28 protein-coding genes are annotated in these 23,208 nt (G+C 33.7%); 23 read left to right on the top strand and 5 right to left on the bottom strand.

All coding sequences use genetic code 11. From position 1 onward, the window contains the following. Nucleotides 1-398 precede the first annotated feature (398 nt). Together EUBIFOR_RS13575 and EUBIFOR_RS12800 are read right to left on the bottom strand one after the other, a co-directional pair. On the bottom strand, nt 399-500 hold the full coding sequence (locus EUBIFOR_RS13575) for a transposase (RefSeq protein WP_083783554.1): 102 nt from the start codon (nt 498-500) through the stop codon (nt 399-401). After that, nucleotides 497-673 carry a hypothetical protein gene (locus tag EUBIFOR_RS12800; RefSeq protein ID WP_003865813.1) on the bottom strand — a complete coding sequence of 59 codons (177 nt, stop codon included), beginning with the start codon at nt 671-673 and terminating at the stop codon, nt 497-499. Before EUBIFOR_RS12800 ends, EUBIFOR_RS13575 begins: the two co-directional genes overlap by 4 nt. A 398-nt stretch (nt 674-1,071) precedes the next feature. Between EUBIFOR_RS12800 and EUBIFOR_RS09445 the strand changes: the two genes are divergently transcribed. From EUBIFOR_RS09445 to EUBIFOR_RS12230, 6 genes are all read left to right on the top strand, one after another. Continuing rightward, complete coding sequence (locus EUBIFOR_RS09445) at nt 1,072-1,278, top strand: helix-turn-helix domain-containing protein (RefSeq protein ID WP_003864689.1); 207 nt, start codon at nt 1,072-1,074, stop codon at nt 1,276-1,278. Between the two features lies 1 nt (nt 1,279). Then, nucleotides 1,280-1,885 (top strand): restriction endonuclease subunit S, encoded by a 606-nt coding sequence (locus tag EUBIFOR_RS09440; protein ID WP_003865812.1) that lies wholly within the window; start codon nt 1,280-1,282, stop codon nt 1,883-1,885. 14 nt (nt 1,886-1,899) lie between these two features. Next, nucleotides 1,900-2,553, top strand: a complete 654-nt coding sequence (locus tag EUBIFOR_RS09435) for a DUF3990 domain-containing protein (protein ID WP_003865811.1) — start codon at nt 1,900-1,902, stop codon at nt 2,551-2,553. 5 nt (nt 2,554-2,558) lie between these two features. Continuing rightward, nucleotides 2,559-2,975: a hypothetical protein gene (locus EUBIFOR_RS09430; protein WP_003865810.1), complete on the top strand. Its 417-nt coding sequence runs from the start codon at nt 2,559-2,561 to the stop codon at nt 2,973-2,975. Further along, on the top strand, nt 2,975-3,448 hold the full coding sequence (locus tag EUBIFOR_RS09425; protein WP_003865809.1) for an NADAR family protein: 474 nt from the start codon (nt 2,975-2,977) through the stop codon (nt 3,446-3,448). The genes EUBIFOR_RS09430 and EUBIFOR_RS09425 overlap by 1 nt, the downstream gene beginning before the upstream one ends. Before the next feature lie 192 nt (nt 3,449-3,640). After that, on the top strand, nt 3,641-3,874 hold the full coding sequence (locus tag EUBIFOR_RS12230; protein WP_003865807.1) for a restriction endonuclease subunit S domain-containing protein: 234 nt from the start codon (nt 3,641-3,643) through the stop codon (nt 3,872-3,874). 103 nt (nt 3,875-3,977) lie between these two features. Here the strand turns inward: EUBIFOR_RS12230 and EUBIFOR_RS09415 are convergent, their stop codons facing one another. Next, nucleotides 3,978-4,208, bottom strand: a complete 231-nt coding sequence (locus EUBIFOR_RS09415; protein ID WP_003865806.1) for a hypothetical protein — start codon at nt 4,206-4,208, stop codon at nt 3,978-3,980. A gap of 318 nt (nt 4,209-4,526) precedes the next feature. On the opposite strand from EUBIFOR_RS09415, the gene EUBIFOR_RS09410 reads away from it, so the two are divergent. From EUBIFOR_RS09410 to EUBIFOR_RS09400, 3 genes are read left to right on the top strand one after another with little or no spacing between them, the layout of a single operon-like run. After that, nucleotides 4,527-4,751 carry a hypothetical protein gene (locus EUBIFOR_RS09410; protein WP_040466441.1) on the top strand — a complete coding sequence of 75 codons (225 nt, stop codon included), beginning with the start codon at nt 4,527-4,529 and terminating at the stop codon, nt 4,749-4,751. Nucleotides 4,752-4,757: 6 nt separating this feature from the next. Next, nucleotides 4,758-6,860: a heavy metal translocating P-type ATPase gene (locus EUBIFOR_RS09405; protein ID WP_003865804.1), complete on the top strand. Its 2,103-nt coding sequence runs from the start codon at nt 4,758-4,760 to the stop codon at nt 6,858-6,860. Nucleotides 6,861-6,918: 58 nt separating this feature from the next. Further along, on the top strand, nt 6,919-7,431 hold the full coding sequence (locus tag EUBIFOR_RS09400) for a hypothetical protein (RefSeq protein ID WP_003865803.1): 513 nt from the start codon (nt 6,919-6,921) through the stop codon (nt 7,429-7,431). 15 nt (nt 7,432-7,446) lie between these two features. On the opposite strand, the gene EUBIFOR_RS09395 is transcribed toward EUBIFOR_RS09400, so the two are convergent. Then, on the bottom strand, nt 7,447-7,806 hold the full coding sequence (locus EUBIFOR_RS09395; protein ID WP_003865802.1) for a heavy-metal-associated domain-containing protein: 360 nt from the start codon (nt 7,804-7,806) through the stop codon (nt 7,447-7,449). Between the two features lie 141 nt (nt 7,807-7,947). On the opposite strand from EUBIFOR_RS09395, the gene EUBIFOR_RS09390 reads away from it, so the two are divergent. From EUBIFOR_RS09390 to EUBIFOR_RS09365, 6 genes are read left to right on the top strand one after another with little or no spacing between them, the layout of a single operon-like run. Next, nucleotides 7,948-8,157, top strand: a complete 210-nt coding sequence (locus EUBIFOR_RS09390; protein ID WP_003865801.1) for a FeoA family protein — start codon at nt 7,948-7,950, stop codon at nt 8,155-8,157. A 12-nt stretch (nt 8,158-8,169) separates the two neighbouring features. Next, nucleotides 8,170-8,388: a FeoA family protein gene (locus tag EUBIFOR_RS09385; RefSeq protein WP_003865800.1), complete on the top strand. Its 219-nt coding sequence runs from the start codon at nt 8,170-8,172 to the stop codon at nt 8,386-8,388. Between the two features lie 22 nt (nt 8,389-8,410). Next, a complete protein-coding gene (gene feoB / locus EUBIFOR_RS09380) occupies nt 8,411-10,537 on the top strand; it encodes a ferrous iron transport protein B (RefSeq protein ID WP_003865799.1) in 2,127 nt (708 codons plus the stop codon). Between the two features lie 18 nt (nt 10,538-10,555). Further along, a complete protein-coding gene (locus EUBIFOR_RS09375; RefSeq protein ID WP_003865798.1) occupies nt 10,556-10,750 on the top strand; it encodes a FeoB-associated Cys-rich membrane protein in 195 nt (64 codons plus the stop codon). 59 nt (nt 10,751-10,809) lie between these two features. Continuing rightward, complete coding sequence (locus EUBIFOR_RS09370) at nt 10,810-12,039, top strand: aminopeptidase (RefSeq protein WP_003865797.1); 1,230 nt, start codon at nt 10,810-10,812, stop codon at nt 12,037-12,039. A gap of 27 nt (nt 12,040-12,066) precedes the next feature. Further along, the gene (locus EUBIFOR_RS09365) at nt 12,067-13,326 is read left to right on the top strand and encodes a DUF2812 domain-containing protein (RefSeq protein WP_003865796.1); all 1,260 of its coding nucleotides are present in this window, start codon (nt 12,067-12,069) and stop codon (nt 13,324-13,326) included. A 26-nt stretch (nt 13,327-13,352) separates the two neighbouring features. Here the strand turns inward: EUBIFOR_RS09365 and EUBIFOR_RS09360 are convergent, their stop codons facing one another. Then, nucleotides 13,353-14,108, bottom strand: a complete 756-nt coding sequence (locus tag EUBIFOR_RS09360; protein WP_040466440.1) for a DeoR/GlpR family DNA-binding transcription regulator — start codon at nt 14,106-14,108, stop codon at nt 13,353-13,355. Between the two features lie 226 nt (nt 14,109-14,334). Between EUBIFOR_RS09360 and EUBIFOR_RS09355 the strand changes: the two genes are divergently transcribed. The 8 genes from EUBIFOR_RS09355 to galE all read left to right on the top strand — a co-directional run. Next, nucleotides 14,335-14,655 (top strand): PTS sugar transporter subunit IIA, encoded by a 321-nt coding sequence (locus tag EUBIFOR_RS09355; RefSeq protein ID WP_003865794.1) that lies wholly within the window; start codon nt 14,335-14,337, stop codon nt 14,653-14,655. Beyond that, nucleotides 14,655-16,319, top strand: coding sequence for a PTS transporter subunit EIIC (locus tag EUBIFOR_RS09350; protein WP_003865793.1), 1,665 nt, complete (start codon nt 14,655-14,657; stop codon nt 16,317-16,319). The genes EUBIFOR_RS09355 and EUBIFOR_RS09350 overlap by 1 nt, the downstream gene beginning before the upstream one ends. A 4-nt stretch (nt 16,320-16,323) precedes the next feature. Further along, nucleotides 16,324-17,724 (top strand): 6-phospho-beta-galactosidase, encoded by a 1,401-nt coding sequence (gene lacG / locus EUBIFOR_RS09345; protein WP_003865792.1) that lies wholly within the window; start codon nt 16,324-16,326, stop codon nt 17,722-17,724. A 2-nt stretch (nt 17,725-17,726) separates the two neighbouring features. Beyond that, nucleotides 17,727-18,383: an HAD family hydrolase gene (locus tag EUBIFOR_RS09340; RefSeq protein ID WP_003865791.1), complete on the top strand. Its 657-nt coding sequence runs from the start codon at nt 17,727-17,729 to the stop codon at nt 18,381-18,383. A 319-nt stretch (nt 18,384-18,702) separates the two neighbouring features. Beyond that, nucleotides 18,703-20,166, top strand: a complete 1,464-nt coding sequence (locus EUBIFOR_RS09335) for a UDP-glucose--hexose-1-phosphate uridylyltransferase (protein WP_040466461.1) — start codon at nt 18,703-18,705, stop codon at nt 20,164-20,166. Beyond that, nucleotides 20,160-21,173 carry an aldose epimerase family protein gene (locus EUBIFOR_RS09330; protein ID WP_003865789.1) on the top strand — a complete coding sequence of 338 codons (1,014 nt, stop codon included), beginning with the start codon at nt 20,160-20,162 and terminating at the stop codon, nt 21,171-21,173. The genes EUBIFOR_RS09335 and EUBIFOR_RS09330 overlap by 7 nt, the downstream gene beginning before the upstream one ends. Next, nucleotides 21,170-22,450, top strand: a complete 1,281-nt coding sequence (locus EUBIFOR_RS09325) for a galactokinase (RefSeq protein WP_003865788.1) — start codon at nt 21,170-21,172, stop codon at nt 22,448-22,450. The genes EUBIFOR_RS09330 and EUBIFOR_RS09325 overlap by 4 nt, the downstream gene beginning before the upstream one ends. Beyond that, nucleotides 22,450-23,208: UDP-glucose 4-epimerase GalE (gene galE / locus EUBIFOR_RS09320; RefSeq protein WP_003865787.1), on the top strand; the 759-nt coding region annotated here is incomplete at its 3' end. The genes EUBIFOR_RS09325 and galE, both read left to right, overlap by 1 nt.

The following is a 23,208-nucleotide window of genomic DNA, read 5'->3' as shown; positions in this document are numbered from 1 at the left end:
TAAACTGTCGTAAGACAGTTTTTTTTGTATATTAAGATCTTTGTTTCGAAATAGAGAAAAATGGTATGTGAAATAGTGCTAAAATATCACAAGATATGAATTGTCAGGAACGACAAAAAGGACTATTGAAATAGCCAACATTTTGTATTCATCTGAAGTTGTTGAATTATTTTTTACAATCATCTTATGATCGCATTCAGGGCAGTGCAGCATATCTCTTGTCCTTGAATGGATTATATGTATAAGTATACTGCATTGTGGCTTTACATTTACATTGAATTGGGTCCTTATATGAGTGCGGTATCTGAATTTATTGAGTTTGTTTTTAAGGGCTTTGGTTCTTGTTTCACGAGAATAATCCTTATTCTTTAAGATTTTAAGAAGTGTATGTACTTTATCTAGGGTTTTCTTAGAAGCGTTGCATAGAATCCATAATATCGAGTAGTTAAGAAATGATAGTCCGGTATATGTATAATAAGGCAGTTTATAAAATCAATCACATTATCTGTGACATCATGACGTTTTTCATCCTTATGATCATTATAGAATCAACTGACAGTCTTTGATTCTTTATTGTATTCTGTGATTCTATTTTCACCATGAATTGATCATCTTTATTCTTCCATTTTTTGTACTCATTTTCTGCACGACGATGATTATAAGGTTTAGCCATTATTATTCCTCCTGGCTAAGCTTTTGAAGGGATATCCCCTCATAATCGAACCGACGAAAACAACAAAAAATTGCACAATCGAAGAAATTTATTAAAAAATTTGATTAGAAGAGCATCCCTCCTTCTAATTTACCGAAGAATATAAAACAAACAGATCCACTGCCTGAAACAGAGATCTGCACCAATTAGTTGTATTTTATAAATCTATTCCCTTTTTAAAACAAAAAAAGAACGGAGGACTTTGATTTCTTTGCATTAATATTATTAGAACATGTGAAGGTTAGTTCATCAATTACTAAGATGAAATAAATAAAAAATAAAAAAATATCACTAAAATGTGATATTTATGTTTATATCCATTTCCTCTATAATTAAAATAAAGAAAGAGGTCTAATCATATGGAAATTAGTTATAATCGATTGTTTAAATTATTAATTGATAAAGGTATGAAGAAAACTGAATTTGCAAAAATAGCAGGACTTACTCCTGGAACATTAGCAAAACTTTCAAAGAATCAAACAGTTTCAATGGATTCTTTAATTAAAATGTGTAAAACATTAAATTGTACATTTGATGATATTGTAGAGATAGTTGGGGAAGAATAAAATGGCAAAGTATAGTGTTAATAATCATTCTGTTGATAATATTATTTCTTGGATCAATAGTGGTGAAATTGCAATTCCTGAGATGCAAAGACCATTTGTATGGGCAACAAGCAAAGTAAGTGATTTAATGGATTCTTTATATAAAGGGTATCCTGTTGGATATCTAATAATTTGGAAAAATCCAGATGTCAAATTAAAAAATGGTACTTTGAGCAGTGGAAAGTTTCGATTCAGACCAGGTGATGTAGTGTATGGAAAGATAAATCCTCAGCTTGGAAAGTATTTCTATGCCAGTGTTGATGGGCTTACGAGTGCAGATGCATATGTTTTTAATGGAAAGAATGGAATATCGCAAAAGTTCTTATTTTCTTTGTTACAGACAGCGGATTTCTTTAAATATTCTGTATCTGTTTCAAAGCGTTCAGGTATGCCGAAAATCAATAGAGATGAATTAAATGCATATAGTTTTCTGGCTCCTAACGCAGAAGAACAAAATAAAATTGGTGACTTCCTATTGGAACTCGACCACCTTATCACCCTTCACCAGCGTGAGTTAAAAAAGCTTCAAAATATCAAGAAATCTATGCTTGAAAAGATGTTTGTTTAGGAGGTAAAGAGAAAATGAATAAAATAACTTTATATCACGGTACTCCGGACAAAATTGTAGTGCCCACATTCGGCAAAGGTGAGAAAAAACACGACTACGGACGAGGCTTTTATCTTACCGAAAGCATAGACCTTGCAAAAGAATGGGCAGTTTGCAGACCAAATGAAACAAACGGCTATGTTCATCAATATAAACTTGATACAGAAGGGCTTGAAATTTTAGATTTTCAAGAAAAAGGCGTTCTTGCGTGGCTTGCAGAACTGATGAAGGACAGGGATGCAGCTGACTCGAAGCGTTACCGTATGCTTGCAAAGAAATTTATTGCAAAATACGGTGTAGATACCGACAAGTACGATGTTATCAAAGGTTGGAGGGCAAACGCCTCATATTTCTATATCGCAAAGGAATTTGTAAGAGACAATATTGATATGGATATTCTTGAGGAATTACTGTCTCTTGGTGGCTTAGGTATTCAGTATTGTATAAAGTCCGAGCTTGCTTATTCCAAACTGCACGAAGTTGCAAATAGCTTGCAAACGGTTGAGTACACAGAGTTTAATGAAAAGTACAATCATCGAGACATTACCGCAAGACAGAAAATGCGTGTACTTGTTGATTCTGATGCTAACAGTGTAACAAAAGTATTTAGTACACTGTTTAAGGAGTGATAATTATGAAAGCCTATTCACAGGATTATTTGAATGATGTGGTAGAAAATCAGGGTAAGCTCTTTGACTTTGTTGCTCAAACTTATCCCGATAAGGACACTGAGGATTTTATCAAGACCTATATGGTAAGCAAAACAAGAAAAAGTATTGATGAGGCAAAAGCCTATGTCAACACAATGGACGCCAAAGAATTGTGGGAATATTTTACCGAGACCGAAAAGTATTCTTTGAAGTCTGGTAAGGCTCTTGATGGCTTTATGCCGGATTGGATTGGCGAGTTTTACGCTTACTATCAATGGTATTATAATATTCCGAGTTCCGAGGTTCTGAAAAAAGTACCGCTTGATTTCATAAAAAAAGCATATTATGGTTTGCACGACTTGGAACTTGATTTAGCGGTGCAAAAAGTCGGTGAAGTGTAATGGATATTATTTGTTTTCACAATCCCGATGAAGATAACGGCTATTTGAGTAATTGGTATCCGTCACCTTTTACGGTGGACGATATAGCGTTTTCTTCGATGGAACAATTTATGATGTACCGTAAAGCAATTTGCTTTGGAGATGAAGCTGTAGCAGCTCAAATCTTATCAACAAGTGATGTTGCCGAAATCAAATCACTTGGTAGGCAGGTATCAAACTACGATGAAAGTATGTGGAACGGCATTCGTCAAATTGTAGTTTATGAGGGGCTTTTAGCAAAGTTCTCACAAAATGAGGAACTAAAAGGAAAACTCAAAGCAACCGAAAATTCTGTTTTGGCAGAGTGTGCCATAAAAGACTGTATTTGGGGTATTGGTTTGTCAATGAAAGATCCTGATAGACTGAATAAAGCTAAATGGAACGGCCAAAATCTGCTTGGATATGCCCTTATGATGGTGCGTGAACACTTGTAATAGAATTATTCTTGGGAACAGCGTAAGTTGGGGGGATGTGAAATTACCACAGGAAAACTTGATGCAAACGCTATGGTACAAGATGAGCAATTTGATTTTTACACATCGGGCATAGATGTTTATAAGATTGATAAAGCTGCTTTTGAAGGTCCAGTAATTACTATTGCAGGAAACGGAGCAAGTGTTTGATATATGCATTTAGCAGATGGGAAATTCAATGCATATCAGAGAACCTATGTATTAACTGACTTTTTGACAGATAGACAATTTTTGAATGTTTCTATTGGGAATGAATTGCCTTCAAAAATTCAGGAAGAAGTTAGAGAAAGTGGAATACCATATATTATTTTGAATATGCTTACAGATTTAATTATTCCGTTTCCATCTCAAATTAAACTGGTTCAAAAGTCAAGGACAAATATCTGACAGTTCCTGTTAAATGAGTGTCACAAATAGTGATGCTCATTTTTTTATGCTTGTAATTTATTTGTTGTTTGCATGACAAAAGGAAGTCCTGATTTTTTAGCTTTTAGTATAATGTATCAATGTCTTTATAATAATCAAGTTGTGTATGATTCTTCCAATTCAATGGATCTTTCAATTGTTCCTTGATTTCATCGGTTGCTTCATTGTAATAAAAACGCAAAGCGTCATCAATTTTTTGGAGTATATCTTTTATCTTCGTTAATTGGGTTTCTACAAGTTCAAGCAGTTTGTCCCATTTCTTCTTGTCACGTTTTATGATTTCAAGTGGATTCATAAATAATCGAAACTGTTGTTCTTTTATTGTTGACAAATCATTACAAATAGGGTATAACTTAATCAGTTAGATGAAACTAACTAACACTAAATGCAGATTATGGAGTCGCTCTTTTCACTTGTTTAATAATTTGATTTCATAAGATGAGGACGTTTTAAAAATGTCCTTTTTTATTTACAAAATAAAAAAGTAAGACTATACTAACCATGGTTAGAGAAAACTAACAAAAAAGCAGGTAGCTTTTCCTAACAAAAAAACTTGATGTTTGATTTTTCAAGTGTTATCTTTTTTTTACCATTGAAAAGGAGGATCTATATTATGAAAGATGGATGGAAAAACAAGACAATGTGGACTTTTATTGGTGGTGCAGCCACTGCCTTAGCTGGTTCAAAATTTTTGAAGAGTGATACAGCACACGATCTAGCTGTAAAAGGTTTAGCTGGTGGTATGAAATTTAAATCTGATACAACTTGTAAATATGAGACAATCAAAGAAGATGCTAAGGATCTTTTAGAAGAAGCAAAAGTTAAAAACGAAGGCTAATTCAAGATGATTTCATTTACAATCGCCCATGATATACCTGGAAGAATGCGTATACGTTATGGGAAAGATGTGTTTTCACCTGTTGAAGGTGAAGTTTTAAAAAGAGATCTTAGCAATTGGTCCATGATTCATAGTGTAGAAGTGAATTCAATTACCGGAAGTGTTTTAATGCAGTATGATGCAACTTGTAAAGATACTTTATTGGAGAAACTTCATAATTTGAATCTTGGATATTTAAAAGAAGTGGATACTTCCGGTATTGTATATCACTTACAAACGCCAGAAGTAAAGGCAATGAATGCAGAATATAAACGTCGTTTTTTCAAAATAATTGGGAAACGATATTTTATACGTTGGTTTTTACCAACAGGAATCGGAAATGCAATTACGATTTATAAATCACTTGGATTTATAAAAGAAGGTTTAAAATCCTTATCGCAAATGAAAGTAAATGTTCCGTTACTGGATGCGACAAGTATAGGTGTGAGTCTTTTACAAAAGAATTTTAATATTGCCGGTAATATTATGATGTTGCTCAATATTTCAGATTTATTAGAGGACTATACACGTAAGAAAACAAACTTGGAATTATCGCAAAGTTTATCTATACAGTTTGATAAAGTTTGGATCTATGCCGATGGAGTGGAACAAGAGATTCCTATGGCAAAACTTCAAAAAGGGGATATTGTTGTTTCTCAAATGGGAGCGATGATTCCTATCGATGGAGAAGTTGTGGATGGAGAAGCCATGGTCAATGAGGCTAGCTTTACGGGTGAACCTTTGTCTAGACGAGTGGTAAAGGAGGATACGGTTTTTGCTGGAACTTTAATTGAAGAAGGAAAATTATTTATTAAAGTTCGTAATTTACAAGATGAAAGTCGTATCAGCAATATTGTGAAAATGATTGATACCAACGAATCTTTAAAGGCGAGCATTCAGGCAAAAGCCGAACATTTGGCGGATTCCATTGTGCCATTTAGTTTTTTGGGATTCTTTGGAGTCTTGGCACTTACACGTAATGTGACAAGAGCTACTTCTGTATTAATGGTTGATTATTCGTGCGCAATACGATTGTCCACTTCTATTTCTGTTATTAGTGCGATGTTGGAAGCGAGCAATCGGAATGTCCTTGTCAAAGGTGGAAAATATTTAGAAGCTGTAAAAGATGCGGATGTCATTGTATTTGATAAAACAGGTACATTGACAAATGCCAACCCTCAAGTTCAAAAAGTAACTCCTCTTAATGGATATAGTCGAGATGAGGTGCTACGCATTGCGGCTTGTCTAGAAGAGCATTTCCCTCATAGTGTAGCCAATGCGATTGTCAATCAAGCAAAAAAAGAAGGTTTGGTTCATGAAGAAGAACATGCCAAAGTGGAATATATCGTTGCACATGGCATTGCGACAACCTTACATGGCTTACATACAGTGATTGGGAGTGATCACTTTATCTTTGAAGATGATGGAGTTGAAAAGACACAGGAATTAGAAGATATCATTACTTTATTAGAGAAAGATGGAGCCGGTTCTTTGATTTACTTAGCCATTGATAATCAAGTGGCTGGTATCATCAGTATCTATGATCCTTTAAAACAAGAAGCGAAACAAGTGATCCATGAATTAAAGAATTTAGGTATTCAAAAAGTTGTCATGTTGACCGGAGATTGTAACAATGCGGCCAAAGCTGTAGCTAATGAATTGGATCTTGATGATTATCGTTCTTCGATTTTACCAGAAGGAAAAGCAAGTTATATTCAATCTTTAAAAGATGAAGGCCATACAGTAATCATGGTTGGTGATGGTATTAATGATACGCCTGCTTTATCTACAGCGAATGTTTCGATATCTATGCAGGACAGTTCGGATTTAGCTCGAGAACTTGCGGATGTTACATTAGTTTCTAGTAACTTAAATGAATTGGTAACTCTAAGAAAACTATCGGTTTCTTTGTTTGATCGAATTCATGCCAATTATCGTTTTATTGTTGCGTTTAATTCTAGTTTGATTGCACTTGGAGCCTTGGGATTTATGAGTCCAAATACTACAAGTTTATTACATAATGGAAGTACATTTGCGATTGCGGCAACAAGTACGCGAAAATATCTTTAGGCATTATCGGTTGATGATGCCTTTTCTTCTGATTATAATATAGAGATGGAGGATTTCTATGGTACAAAAATTAAATCATTCTGAATTAAAGGATATTACAGATATTGTCTATTATACAAATTTAAAACAAAAAAATTTAGTTTTACGAAATACATTTGTGTTGGGGTATTCCGTAGTGGGTACGCTTTTATGCTGGGTTGTAGGAGCTAGCTTAATTCGCGTGGCATCCGGTGTATCGGTATTCTTATTTCTTTGTTCCTTGATTTGTCTTTGTGTAGTAATTTATATTCTTATCTGCCGTTTTTTGGAGAAGAGAAGATGTAGAAAGAGGGTACAGGAAAAAGAAACAGGTGAATTTAATGTTCACTTTCGAAAAGATTATATGTTGTATGATCAACAGACATTTTCTTTAAAACGATTTAAGAAAGTATATCTGTATCATGATTTATATTTTTTTGTGGATTCAGAGAATGTTGTGATTGTAAAAAAATGTCAAGAAGTGGATCGAGCGATTCATAAAACACCTTATTTAAAAGTACAAAAAAAAGATGCGTTATTTTGCTTGTTGTAAACGCATCTTTTTATTTTATAATGCTTTTGATGTATATCCAGCTTTTGTTACAATATCAATCAATTCATCAGCTGTATGTTCTTGTTTAGATAAAATAGTCACTGTATTATCTTCTGTGTTTACTTTGGCATAAAAGCCTTCTTGGCTATTAAATGCATTTTCAATGGTATGAACACAGTTTTGACAATGAATGTCATATACTTTTAAAACCGCTTTGTAAGGGTAATGGTCTTTGTTTTTATCTTTTACCCTTATTTTTTTTACAGTTTCACTTGAACCACAACATCCTGAGGTGGCTCTTTTTTTAGTGGAACGAATACCAATATAGATAACAATAACTAAAATGACACAAATAATAATGGTTGGTAAGTTCATATGTTTAATCCTCCAATGAAAAAATACACCAAATAGTTAGAATAGTCAAACCAAGTTAATCTTATGTAACTTTTTGTTGACATTGGCTTTTGGTGAGAGTAAACTAACTGTGTTAGAAAGGTCTAACCAGGAGGGTTCGATATGCCATTATCTTTTGCAGATTTAAATTCGGTTAATACAATTAAAAAAATTGGTGGTTCTAAAGAACAACAGCGACACTTAGAAAACTTGGGCTTTGTGCCAGGGACTGAGATTGTGGTTGTGAGCAAAACCAATGGTAACGTAATTGTTAATGTTAAAGAAGTTCGAATAGCCATTAGTGAAGAACTCGCAAGAAAGATCATGGTGTAGAAAGGAGTAATTATGACTTTAAATAAAGTTTCAATTGGTCAAACAGTGACAGTAAAAAAATTGTCTGGTCAAGGAGCAACAAAACGAAGAATTATGGATATGGGAATTACGAAGGGTGTAAGTGTTACGGTTCAAAAAGTAGCACCATTAGGAGATCCTATTGAATTAACGGTTCGTGGATATCAATTGTCTATTCGTAAAGCAGACGCAGAAATGGTTGAAGTAGAGTAAAATTTAAAAATAGGAGGGAATTATGTCAATTCAAGTCGCATTAGCAGGTAATCCGAACTGTGGTAAAACTACATTGTTCAATGGCTTAACAGGTGCTACACAATATGTAGGTAACTGGCCAGGGGTTACAGTAGAAAAAAAAGAAGGAAAGTATAAGGAAGATAAAGATATTAAAATTACGGATTTACCAGGTATTTATTCATTATCACCATACACTTTGGAAGAAGTTGTATCTCGTGAATTCTTATTAAATGGAAATGTTGATGTTATTTTAAATATCATTGATGGTTCTAACTTAGAAAGAAATTTATTTCTTACAACACAACTTTTGGAATTAGGGATTCCAACCGTTGTTGCGATCAATATGTTAGATGTTATTGAAAAAAGAAAAGATACAATTGACTATAAGAAATTATCAAAAGAATTAGAATGTCCTGTATTGCTAATTTCAGCATTGAAAAATACGGGAATCAAAGAGTTGATGGTTGCAGTAAAAAAGGCAGCAAATACGCAATGTAAACCTAAAAATATTTATGCAGGTAAAGTATTAAATGCATTAAATACAATTGAAACAAGTTTACCTACAAGCATTGATACAAATCGTCGTTTTTTCTATGCCGTTAAATTGTTTGAAAGAGATGATAAAATTGAAGCAGCTATCAAGACTAGTGCAGATGCTAGTGTGATTGAAGCTTGCGAAAAGTCAATGGATGATGATAGTGAATCAATTATTACAGATGCTCGTTATACATATATCACAAATGTAATTAAGGATTGCTACAAAAAAGGATCAAAAGAAGTATTAACAACTTCAGATAAGATTGATCGTATTGTCACAAATCGTATTTTGGCACTGCCAATCTTTGCCCTTGTTATGTGGTTTGTATATTATATTTCCGTAACTACAGTAGGAACGATTGTAACTGACTGGACAAATGATGTATTGTTTGGTGAGATTATTCCACCAGCAGTGGATAGTTTCTTAACTTCCATTCAATGTGCAGATTGGTTACATGGATTAATTGTAGATGGTATTATTGGTGGTGTAGGAGCTGTTCTTGGCTTTGTACCACAGATGTTAGTCTTATTCTTCTTCCTAGCTATCTTGGAAGATTGTGGATATATGGCGCGTGTTGCCTTTATCATGGACCGTATTTTCCGTAAATTTGGTTTATCTGGAAAATCATTTATTCCTATGTTGATTGGTACAGGTTGTGGTGTGCCTGCTGTTATGGCAAGTCGTACCATTGAAAGTGATCGTGATCGCAAGATGACTATCATGACAACGACATTTATTCCTTGTGGTGCTAAGATGCCAATCATTGGTTTGATTGCCGGTGCCATTTTCCATGGTGCTAGCTGGGTCGCTCCTAGTGCATACTTTGTAGGTATGGCTGCTGTTATTGTTTCTGGTATTATGTTAAAGAAAACAAAATTATTTGCCGGAGATCCTGCACCATTCGTTATGGAAATGCCTGCTTATCACATGCCTCGTGCAGTCAATGTTTTAAGAAGTATGTGGGAGCGTGGTTCAAGCTTTATTAAAAAGGCTGGAACAATTATCTTATTATCGACAATCGTATTGTGGTTCTTACAAGGATTTGGATGGGAAAAAGGTGCATTTGGCATGGTTGATGATATTGATCATTCAATTCTATCTTCAATCGGACAAACATTCGCATGGATCTTCTCACCTCTTGGATGGGGCGATTGGAAAGCTGCGGTTGCTAGTGTAACAGGTTTAATTGCCAAAGAAAATGTTGTCGCAACATTTGGACAATTATATGGATTTGCCGAAGTTGCTGAAGAAGGAAATGAATTCTGGGGACAATTATCTGCAAGCTTTACACCTCTAGCTGCCTATTCATTTATGGTATTTAACTTATTGTGTGCTCCATGTTTTGCGGCAATGGGAGCTATCAAACGTGAAATGAATAACACAAAATGGTTCTGGATTGCGATTGGATATCAATGTGGATTCGCTTATGTATGTTCATTAATCGTTTATCAATTAGGCAGTTTATTCAATGGTGGATCTTTTGGATTTGGAACAATTGTAGGATTTATCCTATTGATTGGTTTAATTTATTTATTGGTTCGTCCATCAAAAGAAAGTGATACTGCTGAAGTTGAATTTGCGGTAAAATAATGTAAAAGGAGGGATTTCATGAATCTATCAACATTTCTAGTATTATTAGTTGTATGCGCATGTGCAGGCTTAGCTTGTCGAAGCATTTATAAAGATAAAAAGAATGGAAAATCAAGTTGTGGTGGAAGCTGTGGACATTGTGGCTCTCATTCGATGTGTGAAAATCCCAAGGCATTTTTTGATCAAATAAAAAAAGAACAATTTAGTAAATAAGAGCATCGAAAGGTGCTCTTTCTTTTGATATAATAGGTGCAAGAATCGAGGAAAATAAAATGAATTTAAAAGAGAAATATGCAGACTTAATTGTTCGTTCAGGTTTGAATGTTCAAAAAGACCAAATAGTAGTTGTACGTGCCAATGTAGAAATGAATGAATTTGTTCGTTTGATTGTGAAATCATGTTTTGATGTTGGTGCAAAAGATGTAATTGTTCGCTATAGTGATGATGAAATCAATCGTATGCGATATCTTTCGGGTAATCGCATGCCTTATGATTATGAAGCTTTGTTCCACAATGAAACGGCTGAAAAAGGAGCATGTTATTTGAGTTTAGTTGGAGAAGATCCAGATGGAATGAAAGGTGTAGATCCTAAACTAATGTCAAATTTTAGTAAGACATTAAGAGGGATGACTCAGCCATATCGCGATAAATTAGATTATATGCATGCAGCTTGGTGTGTGGCAAGTGTTCCAACAATGGCTTGGGCCAAAAAGGTGTATCCAGAATCAGAAGATGCATTATCTGATTTGTGGAATGCCGTATTAAAAATGAGTCGTGTTAATGAAAAGGATGCCAATGAAAACTGGAATGAGCATCGTGCTTCTTTTGATAAGCGAGTTCATATTTTGAATCATTTGGATATTGAAAGTGTTCATTATACAAATTCTTTGGGAACGGATCTAGTTGTAGAACTTCCAGAAGGCTATGTATTTGCGGGTGGAGGTTCATTCTTGGATAACGGTAACTACTATTTCCCAAATATTCCTACAGAAGAAATTTTCTCGGCACCAAAAAAGACGGGTGTAAATGGTAAATTATATAGTGCTTTACCACTAGCTTATAATGGGGCTGTTGTAAAAGATTTCTGGTTTGAATTTAAGAATGGACAAGTTGTGGATTATGATGCGAAAGTTGGAAAAGAAGTTTTGACTAGTATTTTAGAAACGGATGAAGGGTCAAAATATCTTGGCGAAATTGCCTTAGTTCCTTATGGATCCCCAATCAGTGCTATGGATACATTGTTCTATGAAACATTAATTGATGAAAATGCTTCTTGTCATTTTGCCTTGGGTGCTAGCTACAATGAATGTATTGAAAATGGTTTAAATATGAGTGAAGAAGAATTGTTAGAACATGGTATGAATCAATCTTTTGCGCATGTTGATTTTATGGTAGGAACCAGTGATTTATCGATTGAGGCGACATTAAAAAATGGTGAAAAAATCTTTATTTTTAAGAACGGTAAATACACAACAGAGTTTGACGGATATACATTAAATTAGTACAATAGTAGAGTTGGAGGGATATTTATGACAAATGAAAAGGAAAAGAATCCCAGTGCTTTAGAAGAACTTAGACAGTTAAAAAGAACGGATCGTATTAAATCTTTAGATATACATGAACCTGAATTGAAAGGTTTTAATGCAGAAAATATTTTCCATATTGATGAAGAGCCAGAAAAGAAGACATTATTTGGAAAAAGAAGTGCAAAAACACATGTGAAAATCAATGAAAATATATTTGATGATGAAGTGAGTGAATCCGTTGATATTACACCAAATACTTCCATTGAAGAAGTAGAGGCACCTATTGAAAAGCATACAGTAGAACCTGTGATGGGTAAGCGTGCTGAAAAAGTGGAGGTTGAAGAAGCAAAAAAAGTGGTTGTTGAAACCATTGATGCAGATGAGAATTTTACCACGGAATCGATTGAAAATGAATTAAAGACTTTTAATGTAAATCCAGTTGAAGAAGAAAAAATGTCTGAACTTGTTGAAGAAGAATCAACTCCAGTTTTGAGTGAAGAAGATATTTATGATGATGAGTATGACGAGGAAGAGGAAGATGAAAATCTTTATGAAGAAAGAAAAAGCTTCTTATATGCGGAATATCCAAAAATAGAAGAATATCTTCAAAGAAAATCAAATGAAGGTTATCACTTTGTTCGTCATGAAGGAAAGAAATATTATTTTAGAAAAGGTCAACCAAAAACGTATTATTATTCAATGAACTATTTTGTGGATGAGCCAGATGCAGATCAATGGCGCGAGTGGGAAGCGGATGGTTGGAAATTGGTTTCTAAATCAGATGGTAAAAAGAAAAGTGATGCGGGTTGGTTTACTTTTAGAAACGAAGAAGAAGATGGAGAATATCGCAAAGAAATTGATAATGATTCTGAAAAATTCCGTTTCTTTAAGAAATATTCAAGCTCATGTCGTTCAACAATGTTTTTAGTATTTATTTGTATGGCATGTTGCGTTGTGACAGGCTTACTTCAAATTTATTTCCAAGGCTATTTAGCAGGAATCGCATTATGTGCAGGTCTATTCTTAATTTCATTTATTGTATTCTGTATGTATGGAAGAATGCTTAGAAAATCAAAGAAGAGAGCTCGTGAATTAAAATCAAAATTAAGAGTTCGTGAAATTCGTGCAAATGAAAGAAGTAAAGACTTCTATGATACTTCTGAAAGTGAAGAAGAATTGGACACGGATTGGAATACATTGGAACAGCATACGGCTAAACAAAAGAAAAAAATATTTAAACGTGTGGATGATGATGAAGAATAAAGAGGCAAAATGAATTGCCTCTTTTTTTAAACTTTTTCGATTTGTACATATTGCTTGTAGTGTGCTAATACTTCTTCATCGATGGTATTGTCTGTAATCAATGTATCAAAGTTAAATAGATCATAATAAATATAGAAGTCAGCACGATTGAATTTTTTATTATCAGCCAATAAATATTTATTTTTAGAATTATCCAATGCGATCTGTTGAGACTCTCCTTCTTCTAAAGAATAAGTTGTGATGGATGAGTTGTAGATTCCGTTACAGCTAATAAATGCTTTATTATATTTTAATTTACCCAATACTAAATTTGTGATGGGACCCACAAACGTATTTGTGTTACCTCTATAATCACCGCCAGTAAGAATAACTTCTGTAGGAGCATGGTTCACTAATATATTAAATACGGCAAGACTGTTTGTGATGACACGAATGTTTCTGCCGGTCAATTGTTCAGCTAAAAATTGAATGGTTGTACCAGGCCCTAAAAATACGGATTCACCTTCTGAAATGAGAGTTGCAGCTTTATGGGCAATTCTCTTTTTTTCTTCAATTTGAACCGATGATTTTTCAATGTGACTCAATTCGTGGTCCATTGAAAAAGAAAGGCTTTGTGCACCTCCATGAACTCTTAACAATTTTCCGGATTTTTCTAATTCATCCAAATCTCTTCGCGCAGTCATGTCGGAGACGCCTAATTCGTCCATGATTTCTTGGATTGTTATGATTCCATTTTGATTTACTTTCTGTGCTATTTTAACTAAACGTTCTTTTTTTAACATATTGATATCCTCTTCTATGTTAAAAGATACCATTTCAAATATATTTAGTCAACATAAAGCAAACAAAAACAAACAATATTTATTAAAATGTTACTTAATAATTACAAAAATGTTCTAAAATGTTTGAAAAAGTGTTAAAATGTGTTGAATATGTTGACAATTGATTAGAAAACGCTTACACTAATGGTGTAAATGATAAGGCCACATCGTAAAAGGAGAAAAGAAAATGACTAAAGATGAGTTAAGTATGGTTGGATTTGAAATAGTTGCATATTCAGGAGATGCAAGAAGTACATTGTTATCATTGTTGAAGGAAATGCGTGCGGGTAATTTTGAAAATGTTGAGGAGAAATTAAAAGAAGCTGATGAAAATATTAATTTGGCACACCAGTCTCAAACTAAGATCTTACAACAAGAAGCTAGAGGAGAAGACATGGAAATGGGATTCATTTTCATTCATGGTCAAGATCATTTGATGACAACTATTTTATTGCGTGATATTGTAGATGATTTCATTCATTTATATGAAGAAAGAGGAAATAAATAATGTTAGACGGAATTATTAAGCAAATTGAAAAAGGAAAACCTTTCTTTGATAAGATTGCACAAAATATTTATTTAGGAGCTGTTCGTGATGGTTTCTTAACTGCAATGCCAGCCATCCTATTTTCAAGTGTATTTATTCTAGCTGCATCGATTCCAGAAATTTTTGGAATTGTATTACCAGCTACAGTATCTGATTGGTTATGGAAAGTATACAACTATTCAATGGGTGTTGTTGGTTTGTTGGTTGCGGCTACTACAGCTCGTTGTTTAGCTGAAAGTATGAATCGTAGAATGCCTAAAAACAAAGTCATCAATACAACAAGTGTTATGTTGGCAAGTATTGTTGGATTTATGTTGTTAGCTGTTTCAAATGTGGATGGTGGTATCTCAACTACATATTTAGGAACAAAAGGCTTACTAGCTTCATTTGTTTCAGCATTCATTACAGTCAATATGTATAAATTCTGTGTTCTTAAAGATGTTACAATTCACATGCCAAAAGAAGTGCCGGGAACAATTTCTCAAATGTTTAGAGATGTATTCCCATTCTCATTCTCTGTTTTAGTATGTGTATTGATTGATGTGGCATGTAGAACTGCATTTAATTATACTTTTGCCGAAGCTATTATCACATTGCTTCAACCATTATTTACAGCTGCCGATGGATATTTAGGAATCTGTATTATTTGGGGTGCTATGGCATTGTTCTGGTTTGTAGGTGTACATGGACCAAGTATTGTAGAGCCAGCTATTGCCGCAATTATTTATGCAAACGTAGATGCAAACTTAGCACTATTCAAAGCAGGAGAACAAGCATCTAACGTATTAACAGTAGGACTTGGAAATTTCGTAGGAACAATGGGAGGAACTGGAGCTACACTTGTTGTACCATTCTTATTCATGTTGTTCGCAAAATCAAAACAATTAAAAGCGGTTGGAAAAACAACATTTGTTCCCGTATGTTTTGCGGTAAATGAACCATTGTTGTTCGCAACACCAATTGTATTGAACCCATATTTCTTCATTCCATTCTTGATTACTCCGATGATCAACGTATCATTGTTCAAATTCTTTGTGGATGTATTAAAAATGAATTCATTCATTTATGTATTACCATGGGCAACACCAGCTCCAATTGGATTGATCTTAGGTACAGGAATTAGTTTATTAGCTGTTGTGTTAGCTGTTGTATTAATTGTTGTAGATGGAATTGTTTATTTACCATTTATTAAGGCATATGATGCAACTTTATTAGAAGAAGAAAAAGAAAAAGAGGCGTTAGATGCTTTAGAAGAACAAGTTGAAAAAGAAGAAGCTAAAGAAGTTCAACCTTTAAGTTTAAATAAAAATATCAATGTATTAGTATTATGTGTAGGTGCTGGAACATCAGCTATGTTTGCCAATGCCGTTAAAGAAGGAGCAGAAATTGAAAACTTACCAATTGATGCAACCGCAAGTGCATATGGTTCACACTATGATATTTTGAAAGATTATGACATTGTTGTATTATCACCACAGGTACAATCGCATTTAGAAGAAGTACAACAAGATGCTTCTAAATATGGTACTAAAGTTGTCGCAACAAAGGGTGCACAATATATTAAATTAACTCGTGATCCAAAGGGTGCCGTTGAATTTATTTGTGAACAAGTAAAGGAAGGATAAACGTATGAAATTTTCGGATGATTTTATTTTCGGAGGTGCTACTGCCGCATATCAATGCGAAGGTAGTACACTCGAATATGGTAAAGGAAAAGTATCTTGGGATGATTTTCTTGCTAAACAAGGACGTTTTAAAGCAGATCCAGCCAGTGATTTCTATCATCAATATGGACAAGATTTAAAACTATGTAATATGTTTGGCATCAATGGAATTCGTATCTCTATTTCATGGGCTAGAATCTTTCCGGAAGGAACTGGAAGAATCAACCAGGAAGGTGTTGATTTCTATCATAGAGTATTTCAAGAATGTCATAAAAATCATGTAGAACCATTTGTGACGTTGCATCATTTTGATACACCAGATGTACTTTACCAAAAAGGTGATTTCTTAAATCGAGATACGATCCATGCGTTTGTAGAATTTTCAAAATATTGTTTTGAAGAATATAAAGACGAAGTAACGTATTGGTTTACATTCAATGAAATCTGGGCTGTTGCCACAAACACATATATTGAGGGAACTTTCCCAAATGGGGAAAAGTATAATATGACGAAAGCATTTCAGATCATGCACAATATGATGGTGGCACATGCCTTGGCTGTGTTGGAATACAAAAAGGCTGGATATAATGGAAAGATTGGTGTTGTACAGTCTTTAGAATATAAATATCCATTTGATGAAAACAATTTGGATGATATCCAGGCTGCAAAAAATGAAGATGTACTTCAAAATCAATTCTTGTTGGATGCAACATTTAAAGGATATTATTCAACAGAAACAATGGAAATTGTGAATCGTTTAGTCAGCATTAATAATGGTACGTTAGAATTATTAGATGAAGATTTTGATGTATTGAAACAAGCTGCCCTATTAAATGATTATATGGGTATGAATTATTATCAATCTCGTTTTATTCAACATTATGAAGGGGAAAATGATATCCACCATAATGGAACAGGAGAGAAGGGAACTTCTAGATTCTGTTTAAAAAATGTAGGACGAAGAATGGAAAAGGAAGGCATTCCTCGTACGGACTGGGATTGGTTGATTCATCCAGAAAGTATGTTTGATATGTTGGTGCGTATTCGCCAACAATATCCAAACTATAAGGCAATCTATATCACAGAAAATGGTATGGGATATAAAGATGATTTTGAAGATGGAATTATCGATGATGAACCACGTATTGACTTTATTAGAAGACATTTAGAATTCACATTAAAGGCAATTGAAGCCGGAGTCAATGTCAAAGGTTATTTTGTCTGGTCTTTAATGGATATGTTCTCATGGACAAATGGCTATAATAAGCGTTATGGCTTATTCTATGTAGATTATGAAACGCAGAAAAGATATCCAAAGGCAAGTGCATACTGGTACAAGCGTGTTTCTGAAACTAAAGAGGTTTAACAATGAAAAGATACAAAGGCGTAATATTTGATTTTAATGGAACATTGTTTTTTGACAACCCAAAACATATTTTGGCATGGTCAAAAATATCACAAGATATTCGTCATCATGGAATTGATGAAGAAGAGCTTCATGTACATATCAATGGTGTACCTAATAATAAAGTTGTTGAATATATGTTTGGTGGAACGTGTGATCCATCCAAAACGGAAAAATATTCGCAGTTAAAAGAAGAATATTACCGCCAATTTTGTAAAGAGGATCAGGCAACATTTCATTTAGTCAATGGAGCTGAAACATATTTTGATTATTTAAAAGAATCAAATATTCCATTCACAATCGCATCCGCATCTATCAAACCTAATATTGATTTCTTTGTCGAATCATTTCATCTAGACAAATGGATTGAGCCATCTATGATTGTCTATGATGATGGATCGTATGAAAATAAAGTCGCAATGTTTATAAAGGCTGCCAATAATATTGGTGTGGATATTCAAGATTGTTTAATTATTGAAGATAGTGCTAGTGGAATTTCAAATGCTTATAAAGCAGGATGTCATAATATAGTCGTTGTGGATTCTGCCAATAAAAAAGAAGAATACGAAAAGCTTCCTGGAGTTACACAAGTGATTGATTCTTTTGAGAATTTTAAATAAGAGCCATTCATGCCAGAATGGCTTTTTGTATAAATAAAACATCAAATAAACAAAAACAAACAAATAATCATTATTTGAAACCTAAATCTAACATTTTGGTTTAAATTGTTGTTTGAATATGTTGACACAGATAAAGAAAACGCTTACACTAAAGTTAAATGGGCAAATCTTACATTTATAACCGCATCTACAAAATATTGATGATGAGCTGTATATAAATAAATGAATAATTGATCATTATTTTTGTGGGTAATGTAGTTGGAAAAAGGATTTGACTGTGATAAAAATGATTGATTTTGTTTGTATGGAAGGAGAACAAATGAACACAAAAATTAACCAGTTATTAGAGTATGCTCTAAAAAATGGAATGATTGAAGAGTACGATTATGATTATTGCGCAAATTTATTGATTGATCTATTTGGCATCTATGAATTTAAAAGAGAACAAGTAGAAGAATGTTCAATCTATGAGATTCTAGAATTCATGTTAGATTATGCGGTTGAAAAAGGTATGATTCAGGATACTGTAACTGAAAAAGATTTACTAGATACACGCATTATGAATTGTGTAATGCCTAGGCCAAGTGAAGTTGTGAATACTTTTAAGAGTCTATATTCTTTGAATCCAAAAAGTGCAACAGATTACTTCTATAAGTTAAGTATGGATTCAAACTATATCCGTAAATCAAGAATCGATAAGAATATCAGTTTTACACATTTCTGTAAATATGGCGATATTCAAATTACGATCAACTTATCAAAACCAGAAAAGGATCCTAAGGAAATCGCAAAGGCAAAAAATGCCGTAAGCACTTCATATCCTGCATGTTTATTATGTAAAGAAAATGTTGGCTTTGCCGGAAACTTAAATCATCCAGCTAGACAAACACATCGTATTATTCCATTGGATTTAAATGGACATACATACAATTTACAATATTCACCATATGTGTACTACAATGAACACTGCATCGTATTTAATAGTGAACATACACCAATGAAGATGGATCGTTCTACATTTGAGCATTTATTCGCATTTATTGATAAATTCCCACACTATATGATTGGAAGTAATGCAGATCTTCCTATCGTTGGTGGATCGATTTTAAGTCATGACCACTATCAAGGTGGAAGACACCATTTCCAAATGGAAGACGCAAAAGTTGTTAAGAGCTATACATATAAGGATGTACAAGTGGATATGCTTTACTGGCCACTATCAACACTTCGATTAACATCTGAATCGAAAGAAAACGTATTGGATCTAGCTACTAAAATCTTTGAAACATGGTGTACATATAGTGATGAAAGTTTAGATATCATCGCCAATGAAGATGGCGTTCGTCACAATACAGTAACGCCAATTGTAAGAAAGAAAGATGGCAAATATCAAATGGATGTAGTTTTACGAAATAATCGTACTACAGAAGAATATCCATTAGGTATCTTCCATCCACATGCCGAGCATCACCATATTAAAAAAGAAAATATTGGGTTGATTGAAGTTATGGGACTTGCGATTTTGCCAGCACGATTAAAAACGGAGTTAGAACAAATTAAATTATGTTTATCTGGAAAAGCAGATTTTGATTCTTATCCAGAACTTGAAAAACACAAAGAATGGTACAAACACCTAAAAACATGCTCGTATACAAATGTGGATACATTCATGGAGATGGAAGTCACAAAGAAATTCGTGTCTGTATTAGAGAATGCCGGTGTATATAAAATGGATGATGAAGGGATGGATGGCTTTAGCCGATTTGTGAAAACATTATGGTAGAGGTAAAAGAAAGATTAGAGAATGGAATTGATGTATTATCAATTTCCAATTCACATTTAACTGTAGAAGTTACAAACTTTGGTTGTACTCTTTTAAAGATTGTAACGAAAGACAAAAATAATCAAGACTGTGATTGTATCTTAGGATTTGAAAATGTAAGTGACTATCAAAAACGAGATGGAACCTATCTAAATGCATTAGTAGGACGTGTATGTAATCGTATTGAAAAAGGAACATTCACAATAAATGGTACAGAATATCATGTACCTATTAATAATGGTCCTAACTCACTACATGGAGGTATTGAAGGATTCTCTTATAAAGTATTTGATTATACTTTAATTGAAGATGGTGTTAAATTCCACTATGTATCAAAAGATGGAGAAGAAGGATATCCCGGAACTTTAGATTTCTATGCGATCTATTGGCTAGATGAATCTAGTTTACGCATTCAATATAGTGGAGTCAGTGACAAAGATACGTTGATCAATATCACAAACCATGGCTATTTCAATTTAAATGGACATGCATCGAATATTGATGATCATACGTTACGAATTTTGGCATCTAAATTTGGTTGCGTGGATCCAGATGGATTGTATACAGGTGAATTAAAAGATGTTAAAGAGACTGCATTTGATTTTAATACAGAAAAAAGAATTGGAGATTTTATTCATTCAGAGGATGAACAATTAATCATCGCAAGAGGTTATGATCATCCATATGTATTTGATACAAAGGAAAATCAAGTATGTTTATATAGCCCACTAAGTGGTATTGAATTAAAAGTATCCACAACATATCCAACAGCACAAATTTATAGTGCCAACTACTTAGATGGACAGACAGATAAATATGGAAAGATTATGCATCCGCAAGATGGATTGTGTATTGAAACAAGCTATATCGCCGATTCGATTCATAAAGAAGAGAATCCAAAAGTTTTATTAAAAGCAGGAAAAGTATTTGAAGAAGAAACAATATATACATTCGAGGTAAGAAAATGAAAACAACAGAAATTAAAGAACAAGTAGTATCAGGAAAATATGATGCATTAATTGAAGATCTATATGCAGATCCAAGTTTATTAGACTACCAAAAACAACGTTATGCTGGTGCATTAGATAAATACCAAACATTATTTGGAGATGATGAAGTGAGCATTTATAGTGCTGCAGGAAGAAGTGAAATCTCAGGAAATCATACAGACCACCAACATGGTTGTGTGCTTGCGGGATCTATCAACTTAGATGCGATTGGAATTGTATCTAAACAAGATCATGTAATTAAAGTGATTTCAGATGACTTTGACATCAAACCAATCGATTTAAATGATTTAGATAAAAAAGAAAATGAAATTGGAACAAGTGAAGCCTTGATTCGTGGTGTAGTTTCTAAATTAAAAGAATTAGGCTATAACGTTGGTGGATTTAAAGCTTTTATCACGAGTGATGTATTAATGGGAGCTGGACTATCAAGTTCTGCAGCATTTGAATCTATTATTGGTACAATTATTGATGGATTATACAATGATATGAAGATCGATATGGTAACGATCGCTAAAGTAGGTCAATATGCAGAAAACGTATACTTTGGAAAACCATGTGGATTGATGGATCAATGTGCATGTGCTGTTGGTGGGCTTATTTCAATTGACTTTAAAGATACTTCAAATCCAATTGTAAATAGTGTGAATGTCGATTTCTCAAAATATGATCACAGTTTATGTATTGTAGATACAAAGGGAAGTCATGCCGATTTAACAGATGCCTATGGTGCAGTACCACAAGAAATGAAAGAGGTAGCTCACTATTTTGGTAAGGAAGTTCTTCGTGAAGTAGATGAAGATGAGTTCTATGCAAATATCGCAAACTTAAGAACGGCTTTAAATAATGATCGCGCTATCTTAAGAGCCATCCATTTCTTCAACGAAAATAGACGTGTTAATACAATCGTAGAAAGATTGAACAAGGATGATTTTGAAGGATTCAAGACATTGATTCAAGAATCAGGAAATTCAAGCTATAAATTCCTTCAAAACGTATATGCAGACTTTGACTATAAGAACCAGGCTGTATCATTAGGTTTAGCTATGTCTGAAATGATTTTAAAAGACCATGGCGTATGTCGTGTTCATGGTGGAGGTTTTGCCGGAACTATTCAGGCCTTTGTTGAAAATAGCTATGTAGAAACATATAAAGAAGAAATTGAAAAAGTATTTGGAAAGGGAAGCTGTCATATTTTAAAAGTAAGAAAATTAGGTGGCTGCAAGGTTATTGACTAATGAATATTTTAGTAACAGGTGGAACCGGATATATTGGTAGTCATATTTGTGTTGAATTATTAGAAAGTGGTTATGACGTTGTCGTGATCGATGATTTCTCAAATTCAAAACCAGATGTATTGGATTCAATCTATAAGATTACAGGAAAGCATGTTAAGTTTTATGAATTTAATGTGTTAGATGAAGAAAAGACGGAATCTGTATTTAAGGAAAATAAATTGGATGCGGTCATTCATTGTGCGGCTTTTAAAGCGGTTGGTGAAAGTGTTCAAAAGCCAATTGAGTATTATACAAACAACTTGATGACTACTTTAGTGGTTGCCAAGATGATGAAAAAGTATAATGTTTCTAGTATTGTGTTTAGTTCAAGTGCTACTGTTTATGGAGATCCTGAAGTGGTTCCTTTAACAGAAGACTGTAAGCTAGGTGTTACTACGAATCCATATGGTTCAACAAAAGCGATGATGGAAAGAATCTTAACGGATGTGCAGTTTGCCAATCCAGAAATGAGTGTAACGTTACTTCGTTATTTCAATCCAATTGGAGCGCATGAATCGGGTTTGATTGGAGAAAATCCCAAGGGAATTCCAAATAACTTGATGCCTTATATTATGAAGGTGGCTACTGGTGAGCTTCCAGAACTTGGTGTATTTGGCAATGATTATGATACGCCAGATGGAACGGGTGTTCGTGACTATATTCATGTGGTTGACTTGGCAAAGGGTCATGTATTAGCGATTGAAAAGTACAATACGCCG

Origin of the sequence: Holdemanella biformis DSM 3989, assembly GCF_000156655.1 — a bacterium.
Lineage (GTDB): Bacteria > Bacillota_I > Bacilli_A > Erysipelotrichales > Erysipelotrichaceae > Holdemanella > Holdemanella biformis.
The sequence above is the reverse complement of the archived record's forward strand: the minus strand, read 5'-3'. Positions and strand labels throughout refer to the sequence as shown.